Below are 14,568 nucleotides of genomic sequence, written 5' to 3'. Positions count from 1 at the left end.
TCACCCGGCTTTCTGCGAAAGCAGACCTCTCCCTTTGGGAGAGGGGACCCGCGCTCAGTTCCGGGACGATGCGTCGAACCGAACCCATCGACCGGAAACGGTATGACACCCCGAGCGCAGTCGGCGATCCCGGGGCGATCAGCCGGCTCCGCCTGACGACCGCGCGGCCACGGCGCGGCCGCGCCGACGGTCTGCGTTCAGGCGCGCTTGGCCAGCAGCTGCTCGATCAGCGAGCCGCCCTGCTCGATGGCGGCGAGTTCCTCGGCCACCGCCGCGACCGTGTCGCGGATCTGCTCGGCCGTGTGCTCCGAGGTCATGAAGAAGCGCAGCCGCGAGGCCCGCTCCGGCACGGCCGGGTGGATGATCGGCTGCACGTTGATGCCGCGCTTGTAGAGACGGTCCGAGAGCGTCACGGATTTCAGCGAATCGCCCACGATCACCGGGATCACCGCGAGCCCCAGGCTGAAGCCGGTGTCGAGCCCGTGCTTCCTGGCGCAGTCGAGGAAGAGGCGGCCGTTCCGGCGCAGGCGCTCGACCCGCTCGGGCTCGGCCTGCATCACGGCGAGCGCGGCCTCCGCCGCCGCCGCGAGCGGGGGCGACATGCCGACGCTGTAGACGAAGCCGCCGGCCGTGCACTTCAGGTACTCGATCAGCGCCGCCGGGCCGCAGATGTAGCCGCCGCAGCCGGAGAGCGTCTTCGAGAAGGTGCCCATCCAGATATCGACGCTGGTCGGGTCGATCCCGGCATGCTCGAACAGCCCGGCTCCGGTACGCCCGAGGACGCCGAGGCCGTGGGCCTCGTCCACCATCAGCCACGCGTTGTAGCGCTGCTTCAGGGCGATCAGGCCGGCGATGTCCGGCGCGTCGCCGTCCATGCTGTAGAGGCCCTCGACCACGATGAGCGCCCGGCGGTGCTCGTGGCGGGTGGCCTGCAGCAAGGTCTCGAGCGCGTCGAGGTCGTTGTGGGCGAAGCTGCGACGCTGCGCGCCGGAGAGCTGCGCGCCCGTGACGATCGAGTTGTGGCTGAGCGCGTCGTGGTAGATCACGTCGCCGCCATCGAGGAGCGCACCGATCGTCGTGACGTTGGTGGCGTGCCCGCTCACCATCGCGACGCAGGCATCCGTCCGGTAATGCGCCGCCAGGGCCTTCTCCAGGCTGATGTGGCCGGGCCGCTCACCCGCGACCACGCGGCTCGCCGAGGACGAGGTGCCGAAGGCGTCGATCGCGGCCTTGGCGGCCGCGCTCACCCGCGGGTGTCCGTTCAGCCCGAGATAATCGTAGGACGAGAAGTTGACGAAGGGCCGGCCCGCGATGCGCGTGGTGGCGCCGGCTTTCGTCTCGTGGACGTGGAAGAACGGGTTGCCGAGCCCGATCAGGTCGGCGGCCGAGCGCTGAAGCTTCAGCTCACGGTAGCCCGGCAGCGATTCGAAGCTGAGGATCGCAGGATCCTGAGAGGGCCCGGAGGCCCGGGCCGGCTGCGGCCGGGGCGGCGTGCGCCCCAGCCGGTTCGTCACAAAACCTGCCAGAGCGGCGCGCCCCCCGTCCGGTTTCGGATTCGTCATGGAAGGATCTCTTTGATCTCGCGACTGTTCTGCTCGACGAGGTCCTGGAAGGGCGCGATCGCGGTCGCGTCGACCTCGCTGCCGACATGCTTCGAGGCGAGGCTGAGCGCGACGCCGGCGGCCTCATCCATGGGCGCCGAAACCGCCTGAATTAAGGTCTCGGACAGCTCATTGACGGTGAGGCCCGACGAGAGCCCGGCCGGCGGCGAATCGAGGCCGAAGCGCTCCTGCAGGCTGGCGCCGAGCTCCACGCCCATCAGCGAGTCGAGGCCGATCTCCGAGAGCTGGCGCACGCGGCTGATGTCGTCCTTCGGCAGGCGCAGGATGCGGGCGATGTCCTCGACGATCGCGTCGGCCACGGTCTTGCGGGCCGTGTCGAGGTCGCCGCCCTTGAGAAGCGCCGCGATGTTGATCGTCGCGACCGCGCCGGCCTCCGCCTGCTGGTCGGAGCCGAGGTCGCTGTAGCTCGGCGACTTGAGGGTGGCGAGGCGCTCGCGCGCCTTGCCCCAGTGCATCGCCGCGATGGCGACGACCGCCTCGTCCGGGCTCTGGCCCTGGGCCTGCAGCGCCTCCTCCATCAGGTCGAGGCAGCGGCGCGCCTCCATCGGCGTGACGCCGACGCGGGAAGCCAGCGTCTCCATCACCGCCTTGTTGCGGGCGAGCATGCCGACATCGCCGATGGCGCCCCAGGCGACCGCGAGCGCCGGCAGCCCCCGGCGGCGGCGCTGGCGGGCGAGCCCCTCCATGAAGCCGTTGGCGGCGACATACGCGCCCTGGCCCGGGTTGCCGATGAAGGTGGTCGCCGAGGAGAACACCACGAAGTAGTCGAGCTGACGGTCGCGGGTCGCCGCGTCGAGGTGCTGGGCGCCGATCACCTTCGGGCCGATCACCGCGTCGAGGTTGGCCGCGTCGATGTTGGCGATCAGGCCGTCCTGCAGCACGGCCGCGGCGTGGATCACGCCCGCGAGCCGGCCGCCCTTGGCCTCGATGCCCGCGATCAGGCGATCGACCGCGGCGCGGCTGGTGATGTCCACCGCAGGCGCCTCGACCGTAATGCCGCGCGCGGCGAGCTCAGTGACCGCCGCCTTCGCCTCCTCGCTCGAAGCACCCTTGCGGCCGCAGAGCACGATGTGCTTGGCGCCCCGGTCCGCGAGCCAGCGCGCCGCCTCCAGGCCGAAGCCGCCGAGGCCGCCGGTGACGAGGTGTGCGCCCGTCTCGGAGATCGCGAAGCTCGAGCGCTGCGCGGCCGGAACGCGGCCGGGCTTCGGCGGGCTGATGACGATCTTCCCGATATGGCCGGATTGCTGCATCAGCCGGAAAGCGTCCGACGTCTCCTCCGCCGTGAAGGGCTGGAAGGGCAGGGGCTTCAGGCCGCCCTCGCCGAACAGCGCCATCACCTCGCGGAAGAGGCGCGCCCCGTCCTCGCCCTGGTGCTGCAGCACCTGATCGAGATCGACGCCGAAATAGGAGAGGTTCCGGCGGAACGGGCGCAGGCCGATATGGGTGTTGGCGACGTAGTCGCGCTTGCCCAGCTCCACGAAGCGGCCGAAGGGTTTGAGGGCGTTGAGCGAGCGCTCCATCGCCTCGCCGAACAGGCTGTTCAGCACCACGTCGACGCCCGACCCGGTGATCGCCCGGATCTCGTCCACGAAGGCGAGCGAGCGCGAATCGAGCACGTGCTCGGCGCCGAGCGCCTTCACCAGCGCCCGCTTCTCGCGCGAGCCCGCCGTCGCGATGACGCGCGCGCCCTTCAGCTTGGCGATCTGGAGCGCGGCGAGGCCGACGCCGCCCGCGCCGCCATGGACCAGCACCCACTCGCCGCGGCGCAGGCGGGCCAGCGAGACGAGGCCGTAATAGGCGGTGAGGAAGGCCACCGGCACGGTCGCCGCCGCCATCGGGTCGAGCCCCTCGGGGGCGGGCGCCACCACGAGGTCGGGCACGACGATGTGCGTGGCGAAGCCCGACTGGGCGAAGGCCACGACCGGATCGCCGACCTTGAAGGTCGAGACGCCCGGACCGACAGCCGCGACGCGGCCGGCGCATTCGAGGCCGAGGCGGGGGCCGGCGAAGCCGTCCTCCAGGATCTCCTCCGGGAGCATCGAGAGCGCCCAGAGCACGTCGCGGAAGTTGAGGCCGGTTGCCTCGACGGCGATCTCGACCTCGCCGGGGCCGGGCTTGCGGCGCTCGGCCGGGCCCCAGACCATCTCGTTGAGACCGCCGGTGTTGCTGCGCTCGAGGCGCGCGGCCTCGGCCGGCACGGCATCCGCGGCGCGGCGGCGCGCGGCGCCGGGATGGAAGCGCACGACCTGCGTGCGGTCCTCGTCCAGCACGATCTCGGTCTCGGGAGTCCCCGAGAGGATGAGGTCGCGCAGGCGCTCGGAGGCGCGCTTCGAGGACATCTCGGGCGCGAGGTCGATGCGGCGCACGTCGAGGTTCTGCACCTCGTTGGCCAGCGTGCGCGAGAAGGCCCAGACGCCGGCCTCGACGTTGGTGGCCTGACCGCCGCGCTCGCGCGTGGCGCCGGGCGCCACGACCCAGAGCCGGGTCTGGCGGGCGCCCAGATGCTCGATGCAGCGCTTGAGGCTGAGGCAGCGGTCGCGCAGGCGCTCGGCCGCCTCGCCGCCGCGGGTGAAGGCGCCGGCCAGGAACACCACCGTGTCGGGGGTCTCCCGCTCCAGCTCCATCAGGGAGGCGTCGGAATCGAGGATGATCGAGACGTGCACGCCGCTGGCGACGAGCAGGGTGGCCAGCGAGGACGCGGTCTCGGCAGCGAACTCGTCGTCCGAGCCGATCACGAAGGCGAAGGTCTGGGCCGGCGCAGGCGCCGGGCGGGCCGGCGCCTCGGCGACGAGGAGCAGGTCGTCGCCGTTGGCCGAAGCCGCGCGCTCGGCCTGGACGCTGACGAGGCCGGTGGCGCTGAGCGTCCGCTGCCAGCCCGCGATGTCGTCGAGGCGGCCGACGGGGAGATCGCCCACGCCCGCCTCGAACCAGCCCGGGGTGAGGCCGAAGACGAGGTCGCGGAACAGCGACGCTCCCGGCTCCACCGCGACCATGAGGCCGCCGGTGGCGAGCGCGTCGGCGAGCTGTCGGGGCAACTCGCGGGCGCCGCGGTGGAGCGCCCCGCTCGTCAGGACGAGGTCGAAGCCCGAAGCCGGCAACTCCTCGGCGGCCTCGATCACGGTGACGCCGCGCGGCAGGGCGAGGCGGGCGCGCTCGGCCAGACGCCGGTCGGTGTCGAACACGGTGAGCCGCGCCTCGACCTCGTCCGCGAAGGTCGCGACCTGGGCCGAGAGCGGGCCGAAGCCGGCCTGCAGGATGCGCAGCGCCCGGTCCTTCGGCAGGCGCTCGCGCGCCGCCTCCGCGATGCGGGCGACCACGTCAGCCGCGTGGCGCGCGGTGGCGCTGCGCAGGGTGAAGGCGTCGAGCGCGTTCTGCGGCAGGGCCGGGGCGTCGGTGAGATCGCCCGCGAGCAGCCGCTCGACCAGCGCGCCGACATCGGCGACCAGCACCAGCTCGGCCGACAGCTCCGGATGGTCGGCCGCGATCCAGCGCACGATCTCGTCGGGGGCGGGCAGCGCCGAGCCGTCGTTGAGCGTCCAGGCAGCACCCGCCTGCTCGGCGAGCCCGCTGCTCTCGAGCGCCAGCAGCGCGTTGACGAGCCACGGGCGCAGCTCGGCCGGCACGCGTCGCGCGTCCACCGCGACCTTGCCACCCTCGGCGAGACCTGACGCCAGCCTGTAGGCCAGCGAGGTCGCCCAGCCCTCCAGCAGGAGGTGGCCCGGTGACAGGCCGGCATCGGCGTCGGCCTTCGCGGCATCGACGGCGGGCTTCAGGCGCGCCGCGATGGTCGGGCGCCGGTCCATCGGCACGGCGGTCGGCTCGGTAGCGAGCTCGGTGGTCTGGGTGATGGCGTAGGCGGCCAGATCGTCGCCGCCCTTGGCGCGCAGCGCCTGGAAGCGGCCCTCGCGGATGGTGGCGACGACCGCGCCGTCGGCGTCGAGCACGGTGAAGTCGGCCAGGATGCTGCGCTCGTTGCAGCGGCGGGTGCGGATCACCGCGCGGGCGATCGACGCGCCGGGCTTCACCAGCCGGATCTCGCCGAAGCGGACCGGGATGTAGGCCTTGCCGGCGTTCTCGCCGAGGAGATCCGCGAAGAGCAGGATCAGGCCGTGGAAGCAGGCATCGAGGCGGGCCGGCACGAGGCCGTAGCGCGCGTCCGCCTCCGCCGGCACGAGGTCGGAGACGATGGTCTCGTCGTCGAGCCGCGCCGAGAGGGCGACCTGCCGGAAGCTCGGGCCGAAGCCGAGGCCGGCGGCGAGCGCCTGGGCGTAGAGGGCCTCGCCCGTGACCGCGCGGTCCTCGGGCATCTCGACGTCGGGAGCGACGGCCGGCGAGAAGTTGCCCTCGACCACCTTGGCGGAGGCGTGGAGCTGCCAGGGCGTCTGGGCGAGGCGCGGGCGGCTCAGCACCTGGATGCCGTTGCCCGAGCCGGAGAGGCGCACCGCGACCTCGCGCAGGGCCTCCTCGTTGAAGACCATCGGCGCGTGGATCTCGAAGTCGGCGAGGACGATCTCGTCGCTGCGCAGGGCCTCGCGGGCGCAGGCGAGCGCCATCTCGACGAAGCCGGCGCCCGGCATGATCGCCTGGCCCTCGATGCGGTGGTCGTCGAGTTCGGGCACCGTGACGGTGTCCACGAAGCCGTTCCACTCAAGTCCGTCGGGCGTGGTGCGCGAGCCGATCAGCGGGTGGTAGTGCCGCGCCGAGGTCGCGCCGACGCTCTCGGTGGTCTCGGCCAGCCGGAAGGAGCGGCGCTGCCAGGGATAGGTCGGCAGGCCGATCGCGCCCTTGGGCGCCGCGCCGAACAGCAGGGCCTCGTCCACGGCCGCGCCCTGGACCAGGGCGGCGCTGACCGCCTTGGCGATCGGATCGCCGCCGGCTTCCTTGCGGTGCATCACGCCGACGACGGCGTTGTCGATGCCGAGCGGCTCGATCGCGTCGCCGACGTGGGACATCAGGGTCGCGCGCGGGCCCACCTCGACGAAGATGCGGGCGCCCTGGCGGGTCGCCTCCTGCACCGCGTCGCAGAAGCGGACCGGCTCGCGGATGTTGCGCCACCAGTAGGTCGCGCCGAATTCCTCGCCCGAGAGGATCTTGCCGGTGACGGTCGAGACCATGCGGGTGGTGCCGGCCGAGGGCTTCAGGCCGGCGAGGTCACGCAGCAGCGGCTTCTCGGTCGGATCCATGATCCGGCCGTGGAAGGGGTAGTCGAGGTCGAGCTTGCGCCCGCGGCGGCGCTTGCGCGAGAGCGCCTTCAGCGCCGCGTCGATATCGGCCACGGGCCCCGCGACGGTCACGGCCTTCGGGCTGTTGTAGGCGGCGATGTCGAGGGTGGGGAACTCCTTGAGCGCGCCCGGCACCTCCTCGACGGGCATCAGGAGCACCGCCATGGTGCCCTGGCCGCGCGTCGTCTCCTGGTGGTGGCTGCGGTAGAAGATCACCCGCACGGCCTGTTCGAGGCTGAGGATGCCGGCGGCCTCGGCGGCCGCGATCTCGCCGACGCTGTGGCCGAGCACGTAGGCCGGGTTCAGGCCGCGGGCGCGCAGCGCCGTGGTCGAGGCGCTCTGGATCGCGAAGATCAGCGGCTGCGAGACGCTGGTGAGCGCGAGGCGCTTGTCGAGGTCCTCGGCCTCGAGCGCCTCCTTCAGCGACCACTTGGCGTAGGGCTGGAACAGCGCGTCGATACGGTCGAAAGCGGCGCGGAACACGGCGTTCTCGGCGTAGGCCTCGCGGCCCATGCCGGCCCACTGGCTGCCGTTGCCGGAATAGATGAAGGCGACCTCGGCGGCGCGGTCGATCGCCGTGCCGGTCACGGCATCCGCATTGTCCTCGCCCTCGCCGACCGCGCGCAGGGTCGCAGCCACATCGGTCTTACCGTCGAGCGGGATCGCGAGGCGCGCGTTCAGGCGCTCGCGGCGGTGGGCGGCGCCGGCCGCGATCCGCTTGGCCTCGGCGGCGTCGGCCCGCTCGAAGCGCTCGGCGTAGTCGAGCGCGAGGTCGTTGAGCGCCGCGCGGCTCTGGGCCGAGAGCAGCAGCACTTCGGGCCCCTCGCTCGCTGGACCCGCCATCGCGACGCGGGCGGTCGGCTCCGCGTCGCTGAGGACGACGTGGGCGTTGGTGCCGCCGAAGCCGAAGGAGTTGACGCCCGCGAAGCGCTCCGCCGTGCCCCGCGCGATCGGGCGGGCCTGCCGCACCACGTCGAGGTTCAGCTCGCCGAACGGGATGTCGGGGTTGAGCTCGGCGGAGTGGAGCGAGGCCGGGACGAGGTCGTGCTCGAGCGCGAGGCTGGCCTTGAGCAGGCCGGCGAGGCCCGAGGTCGGCTCGGTGTGGCCGATATTGGTCTTGATCGAGCCGATCGGCAGCGGCGCCTTGCGCAGGCGGCCGAGCTTCGTCCCGATGGCCGAGGCCTCGATCGGGTCGCCGACCGGGGTGCCGGTGCCGTGCGCCTCCACGAAGGCGATCCGGTCGAGGTCGATCTCGGCCTCGCGGTAGACCTTCTCGAGCAGCGCGCCCTGCGCGTAGCCGGAGGGCAGCGAGATGCCGGTGGTGCGCCCGTCCGAGTTGACGCCCGAGGCGACGATGCGGCCGCGCACGGTGGCGTCCGCCCGCATGGCGGCCTCGGCCGATTGCAGCACGAGGACGACGCCGCCCTCCGAGCGCACGTAGCCGTCGGCGTTGGCCGAGAAGGCCTGGCACAGGCCGGTGCGCGAGAGCATCTGCGCGTTCGAGAAGCAGATGAAGTTGAACGGGCTCGCGAGCACGTTCACGCCCGCGACCACCGCCGTGTCGATGCGGCCGGACTGGATCGCCTGCACGGCGTTGTCGAGCGCGACCAGCGAGGACGAGCAGGCGGTGTCGACCGTGAAGCTCGGACCCTTCAGGTCGAAGATGTAGGAGATGCGGTTGGAGAGGATCGAGAGCGTGTTGCCGGTGGCCGCGTAGGCGTCGCCCGACGAGGCGTCGAGGATGCGCAGGTTGCCGTAATCGAGCGAGGAGGCGCCGACGAACACGCCGATCTGCGAGCCGGCGACCGCGGAGGGACGAAGCCCCGCATCCTCCAGGGCTTCCCAGGTCAGCTCCAGCAGCAGGCGCTGCTGCGGGTCCATCTGCTCGGCCTCGCGCGGCGAGATGCCGAACACCGCCGGGTCGAACGACCAGACGTCGTCCAGCACGCCCGCCGCCCAGGTGTAGCTCTTGCCGCGCTCCTGCGCGCGCGGGTGGCCGAAGCGGTCCAGCGACCAGCGATCATCGGGGACGCGGCTCACCGCGCAGCGCGGCTCGGTCAGAAGCTGCCAGAGGCCATCGACGCTCGAAGCGCCGGGCAGGCGGCAGGCACGACCGACGATGGCGATATCTGTACGTTGAGTCACGTTCGGTTCGCACACGCTCGTTACGGGAGCCGATTCGTCCGCCGGCCACGGGGCATTCCCTTGATCCCTTAGTATGGCTCCAATGCGGAGGCAAACCGGCGAGAGCTGGGACGATGTGGGCTGTTGCCCGAATGCATCGGGCTGTGGCATGTATTCATCAACGTCGATTCAGGCCTGCTGGACCTGCCGCATTGACAAAGTGCAGTCCGACGATTCCGTTTGTTGCGGTGCCGCAGGATCGTTGCCTTAATTCGGCCGCTTTGCCCGCCGTCCGTCGAATGGATGTTCGTTCGCGGCCGGGGCACGACTTGCGCGAATCCGACGACATCCGCGGCGGGACAGACGGTCTCGCTGCGCTCACGCTGCATCGACCACCGACCCCGGTGGTGGAAGCAATCGCGTTCCGGAACAGTCCCGCTCCGGTATTGTCGCCATGCCGCCACGGCATGGGCGCGCGGCTCAGGCCTCCGCGTCGCCTGGACGGCCGACGCTGACGTAGCGAAAGCCGTGCCGCTGCACACTCGCCTGATCGTACACGTTGCGCAGATCGACGAGGACGCGGCCCGCCATGGCCTGTCCGAGGCGGGCGAGATCGAGCGCCCGGAAGGCGTTCCACTCGGTCACGATCACCAGGGCGTCGGCGCCCTCGGCGCAGTCGTAGGCGTCGCGGGCATACGCGACCTCGCCGAGCAGGGGCTTGGCGGCCTCCATGCCCTCCGGATCGTAGGCGCGCACCCGGGCGCCCGCGTCCTGCAGGCCGGTGATGATCGAGAGCGAGGGCGCGTCGCGCATGTCGTCGGTGTTCGGTTTGAAGGTCAGGCCGAGCACCGCCACCGTCTTGCCGCGCACCGAGCCGCCGCAGGCCTGCACCACCTTGCGGGCCATGGCGCGCTTGCGGCTGTCGTTGACGGCGACCACCGTCTCGACGAGCCGCACCGGGGTGCCCGCGTCCTGCGCGGTCTTGACCAGCGCCAGCGTGTCCTTCGGGAAGCAGGAGCCGCCGTAGCCGGGGCCCGCGTGCAGGAACTTCGCGCCGATGCGGTTGTCGAGCCCGATGCCGCGGGCGACCTGCTGCACGTCGGCGCCGACCTGCTCGCAGAGGTCGGCGATCTCGTTGATGAAGGTGATCTTGGTGGCCAGGAACGCGTTGGCGGCGTACTTGGTCAGCTCCGCCGTGCGCCGGCCGGTGACGAGGATCGGCGCCTGGTTGAGGAAGAGCGGGCGGTAGATCTCCCGGAGCACCTCCTCGGCGCGCGGGTCCTCGGCGCCGACCACGATGCGGTCGGGCCGCTTGAAGTCGCCGATCGCCGCGCCCTCGCGCAGGAACTCGGGATTGGAGGCGACCGCGACCTCGGCGTCGGGGCGGATCTCCCGGATGATGCGCTCGACCTCGTCGCCGGTGCCGACCGGCACGGTGGACTTGGTGACGACGACCGTGAACCCGTTCACCGCCTCGGCGATCTCGCGGGCTGCCGCGAACACGAAGGAGAGGTCGGCGAAGCCGTCGCCGCGGCGCGACGGCGTGCCGACCGCGATGAACACGGCGTCGGCCTCGGCGACCGCGGGCTTCAGCTCGGTGGTGAAGCTGAGGCGGCCCTGCTCGACGTTCTCGGCCACCAGCGCGTCGAGGCCGGGCTCGTAGATCGGCATGCGCCCGGCGTTGAGCGCCGCGATCTTGGCCGGATCCTTGTCCACGCAGACGACCTGATGGCCGAAATCCGCGAAGCAGGTGCCCGAGACGAGGCCCACATAGCCGGACCCGATCATCGCGATGCGCATGGACGCCTTTTCCTGTGTTCCGGGGAGCCCCGGCGGCCCGGCCCCGCCCCTCGCCCGGATTCGCGGTGAGATTGAGGCGACGGCCCCGAATGGCCCAGCTTTTGCCGGATGTTCCGTCCGGGTGCCAGCCCCGGCCGGATGGACCATCATGAAGTGATCAAGGAGCGCGCCTATGACGGGCGGGCGCCCGCGGCTTCGCAGGCGCCGACACTTCCGCTAGAAGTCCGCCCGCTCGGGGTGCCGACCGGGCGCGAGGGAATGCGATGACCGAACTGCCCAACGTGCACGTCCGTGCCGAGGTCCTGGCCCAGGCGCTGCCCCACATGCAGCGCTACGATCAGGAGATCGTGGTGATCAAGTACGGCGGCCACGCCATGGGCGACCGGGCGGCGGCGGAGGATTTCGCCGAGGACGTGGTGCTGCTGGAGCAGTCCGGCCTCAAGCCGATCGTGGTCCACGGCGGCGGTCCGCAGATCGGCCGGATGCTCGACCGGCTCGGCATCCAGTCGGAGTTCCGCGGCGGCCTGCGCGTCACCGACGAGCCGACCGTCGAGGTGGTCGAGATGGTGCTCGCCGGCTCGATCAACAAGCAGATCGTCGGCTGGATCTCGGCCGAGGGCGGCCGGGCGATCGGCCTGTGCGGCAAGGACGGCAACATGGTCCGGGCCAAGCGCGCGACCAAGACCGTGCGCGACCCCGACAGCATGGTCGAGCAGGTGGTCGATCTCGGCCTCGTCGGCGAGCCGGAGCACGTCGAGCGCGGCGTGCTCGACGCGGTGCTGAAGGCCGAGCTGATCCCGGTGCTCGCCCCCGTCGCCTACGGGGCGGACGGGCAGACCTACAACGTCAACGCCGACACCTTCGCGGGCGCCATCGCGGGGGCGCTGCGCGCCAAGCGCCTCCTGCTGCTCACCGACGTGCCGGGGGTGCTCGACAAGGACAAGAACCTGATCCCGGAACTCACCGTCGAGGATTGCCGGCGGCTGATCGCGGACGGCACGATCACGGGCGGCATGATCCCGAAGATCGAGACCTGCATCTACGCGATCGATCAGGGCGTCGAGGCGGTGGTCATCCTCAACGGCAAGGTCAACCATGCGGTGCTGCTGGAGCTGTTCACCGATTACGGTGCCGGCACCCTGATCCGCAGGGCCTGATCCTGCTCCCGCGGCCGGGCACGCCCGGTCGCCCCCTTGCGCCGTCGAGAGCCTCGTGTACCTGCCCGAAGCCTGTCGCCTCACGACACCCGATGCCCGCGGTTTCGACCGCGTCGATACCTGGGTGTTCGACCTCGACAACACGCTCTACCCCAGCGACGCGATGGTGTGGCCGCAGGTGGACGAGCGCATCACGCTCTACGTGATGCGCCTCTATGGGCTCGACGGCCTCTCGGCGCGTGCCCTGCAGAAGCACTTCTACCACCGCTACGGCACCACCCTGAAGGCGCTGATGGTCGAGGAGGGCGTCGATCCGCACGACTTCCTCGACTTCGCCCACGACATCGACCACTCGACGATCCGGCTCGACGCCGCGCTCGGCGACGCGATCGAGCGGCTGCCGGGCCGCAAGCTCATCCTCACCAACGGCTCGCGCCGCCACGCCGAGCGGGTGGCCGAGAAGCTCGGCATCCTCGAGCATTTCGAGGACGTGTTCGACATCGCGGCGGCCGATTTCGTGCCCAAGCCCGAGCGCTCGACCTACGAGCGCTTCCTCGACCGGCACGGCATCGACCCGACGCGCGCGGCGCTCTTCGAGGACATCGCCCGCAACCTCGTGGTGCCGCACGATCTCGGCATGGCGACGGTGCTGGTGGTGCCCAAGATCGCCGATCCCTATCGCGAGGCCTTCGAGCAGGCGGCGGTGCAGGAGCCGCATATCGACCACATCACCGACGACCTCGCGGGTTTCCTGGAGGGCTGCGTGATCCCGGCGACAACCCCGTGAGCGGCCAGCCCGACACCGCCGCGCTCGCCGCCGCCAAGGCGCCGAGCCTCGCCCAGATCGAGGCGCTGGCCGACGCCGCCTTCGCGGGCCTGCCGGAGGCGTTCCGCGCGCTGTGTGCGGGCGTGCGCATCGTCGTGGACGATTTCCCCGACGAAGAGACGCTGGCCGAGATGGCGTGCGAGAGCGAGTTCGACCTGCTCGGCCTGTTCCGCGGCGTCGGGCTGGCGCAGGCGGGCGAGATGGTCACCGGTCAGATGCCGAACGCGGTCTGGCTCTACCGCCGACCGCTGCTCGACTACTGGGCCGAGCACGACGAGACGCTGGGCCACCTCGTCGCCCACGTGCTGATTCACGAGATCGGCCACCATTTCGGCCTCTCGGACGACGACATGGCCCGGATCGAGGCGGCGGCGGAGATCGCCTAGCCCGCGTCCCCGTCCCGGATGCGCCGCAGGCGGCTGATCTTCGGGCGGCTGGTGCGGAACTGGCCGCGCTCGATCGCCACGAAGACGAGGATGGTCAGCGCGATCGCGGTGAGCCACCAGACTACGGTGAGGCCGACGCCGATGCACGCGATGGTGAAGGCGCTGGCGAAGGCCGCCATCGCGCCCGGCACCAGGAGCGGGTTGTCGCGCCCCGCCCGCCGGATCGAGGCGTAGAGGGCGAAGGCGGCGGCGAGCGAGCCGACCACGCCGAGTTCGTACCAGAACTCGAACAGCGCCGTCGTCGGCGCGTTCATCGGCACCAGCCCGGCGAAGCGGCCGCGCAGCGCCGTCTCGAAGCCGTGGCCGGTGATGAGGCGGAGCGGCTCCGAGGTGACGACCTTCTGCCAGCTCTTCAGCGACAGCACGCCGGGCGCCAGCGGCCCGAACAGGGCCGCGCCGACCGGCCGGGCGAGGAAGGGCAGCAGCGGGGCCGCCGCGAGGAGGCCCGCGCTGATGCCCGCCGTCAGCAGCACGCCGAGGCGCGGCCGCCAGCTCGTCACCGCGAAGGCCAGCGCGCCGACCACGAGGGCCACGATCTGCGTGAGGTTCGGCGAGATCGCCAGCGCGGCGGCCACGGCGAGCGCGATCGCCAACGCCTCGCGGTCGCGGCGGCGCGAGCGCAGCCACGCCACGGCCGGCCAGACCAGCAGGGCGAGCAGCGTCAGGCCGCGGCTGAGGGCGCCGTCGTCCTCCGCGCTGCCGCGCATCAGCTGCTCGCCGAACAGGCCGAGCAGCACCGCCACCAGGGCCGCGACGGTGACGCCGAGCGGCAGCAGGTAGAGGTTGGCCGAGCGCATCCGGTCGGGCAGCGAGAGATAGCCCATCAGCGTCAGCAGGATCACCGCGACGAGGTTGGCCAGCCGCTCGGCGGCGGCGCCCAGGAACGGCGTCCAGGCGAGCGACAGGGCGGACCAGAGCACCACCAGCATGCCGGCCAGGAAGGCCGGCGAGCCGAGCAGGCGCAGCCCGAGCGGTCCGAGGCGGCGCTGGCGCCCGTCGATGGCGCTGGCGATGACGAGGAGCACGACGGCGATCGGCGCCAGGATCACGGAGGCGCGGCGCGCCACCTGCGACACCACCGGCACCACGACGAACAGTCCGAAGAAGCCGACGCGCCGGAGCAGGGCCGCGGCATCGAGGGCCGGATCGATGGTCGGGGTCGGTGAACGCGCCATGGGTTGCGACTCTGAGCACGGATCCGGCGCGGGCGGAGGCCCGCACGGTTTCGTGCCTTCTCCCTAGTGCACCGCGCGGGCAAGCGGCTGTAGATGCCCGGACACACCGTGCCCGGGATGCGCCCCAGGATGCGGCCCGGGATACGCTGCCGTCAGGCGGTCGTCGTCTCGGCCCGCGGCCGGCGCCGTACCGCGC

General features: G+C 71.8%; 7 protein-coding genes. 3 read left to right on the top strand and 4 right to left on the bottom strand.

The features are described 5' to 3' along the window. Positions 1-197: 197 nt before the first annotated feature. The 3 genes from AX737_RS10145 to AX737_RS10135 all read right to left on the bottom strand — a co-directional run bounded on the left by AX737_RS10145 (position 198) and on the right by AX737_RS10135 (position 10,768). The gene (locus AX737_RS10145) at positions 198-1,562 is read right to left on the bottom strand and encodes an aminotransferase class I/II-fold pyridoxal phosphate-dependent enzyme (RefSeq protein ID WP_066921023.1); all 1,365 of its coding nucleotides are present in this window, start codon (positions 1,560-1,562) and stop codon (positions 198-200) included. Continuing rightward, on the bottom strand, positions 1,559-8,989 hold the full coding sequence (locus AX737_RS10140; RefSeq protein ID WP_197430526.1) for a type I polyketide synthase: 7,431 nt from the start codon (positions 8,987-8,989) through the stop codon (positions 1,559-1,561). The genes AX737_RS10145 and AX737_RS10140 overlap by 4 nt, the downstream gene beginning before the upstream one ends. Positions 8,990-9,448: 459 nt before the next feature. After that, on the bottom strand, positions 9,449-10,768 hold the full coding sequence (locus tag AX737_RS10135; protein ID WP_066921019.1) for a UDP-glucose/GDP-mannose dehydrogenase family protein: 1,320 nt from the start codon (positions 10,766-10,768) through the stop codon (positions 9,449-9,451). A 263-nt stretch (positions 10,769-11,031) separates the two neighbouring features. On the opposite strand from AX737_RS10135, the gene argB reads away from it, so the two are divergent. Genes argB through AX737_RS10120 form a run of 3 tightly spaced genes read left to right on the top strand, consistent with a single transcriptional unit; the run spans position 11,032 to position 13,137 of the window. Further along, entirely contained in the window at positions 11,032-11,925 is an 894-nt protein-coding gene (gene argB / locus AX737_RS10130) for an acetylglutamate kinase (RefSeq protein ID WP_066921017.1), read from the top strand. A 55-nt stretch (positions 11,926-11,980) separates the two neighbouring features. Next, positions 11,981-12,712, top strand: a complete 732-nt coding sequence (locus AX737_RS10125; RefSeq protein ID WP_066921015.1) for a pyrimidine 5'-nucleotidase — start codon at positions 11,981-11,983, stop codon at positions 12,710-12,712. Further along, entirely contained in the window at positions 12,709-13,137 is a 429-nt protein-coding gene (locus tag AX737_RS10120; RefSeq protein ID WP_066921013.1) for a metallopeptidase family protein, read from the top strand. Before AX737_RS10125 ends, AX737_RS10120 begins: the two co-directional genes overlap by 4 nt. On the opposite strand, the gene AX737_RS10115 is transcribed toward AX737_RS10120, so the two are convergent. Then, the gene (locus tag AX737_RS10115) at positions 13,134-14,372 is read right to left on the bottom strand and encodes a peptide ABC transporter permease (protein WP_066921011.1); all 1,239 of its coding nucleotides are present in this window, start codon (positions 14,370-14,372) and stop codon (positions 13,134-13,136) included. The two genes, AX737_RS10120 and AX737_RS10115, sit on opposite strands and share 4 nt — an antisense overlap. Positions 14,373-14,568: the final 196 nt, after the last annotated feature.

The sequence above is a fragment of the Methylobacterium sp. CCH5-D2 genome (assembly GCF_001556475.1).
In the GTDB taxonomy this organism is placed as follows: Bacteria; Pseudomonadota; Alphaproteobacteria; order Rhizobiales; family Beijerinckiaceae; genus Methylobacterium; species Methylobacterium hispanicum.
The sequence above is the reverse complement of the archived record's forward strand: the minus strand, read 5'-3'. Positions and strand labels throughout refer to the sequence as shown.

Coding starts and splice junctions, on each gene's coding strand:
- AX737_RS10135 (WP_066921019.1), bottom strand. CDS start 10,768: ATGCGCATCGCGATGATCGGGTCCGGCTATGTGGGCCTCGTCTCGGGC.
- AX737_RS10145 (WP_066921023.1), bottom strand. CDS start 1,562: ATGACGAATCCGAAACCGGACGGGGGGCGCGCCGCTCTGGCAGGTTTT.
- argB (WP_066921017.1), top strand. CDS start 11,032: ATGACCGAACTGCCCAACGTGCACGTCCGTGCCGAGGTCCTGGCCCAG.
- AX737_RS10115 (WP_066921011.1), bottom strand. CDS start 14,372: ATGGCGCGTTCACCGACCCCGACCATCGATCCGGCCCTCGATGCCGCG.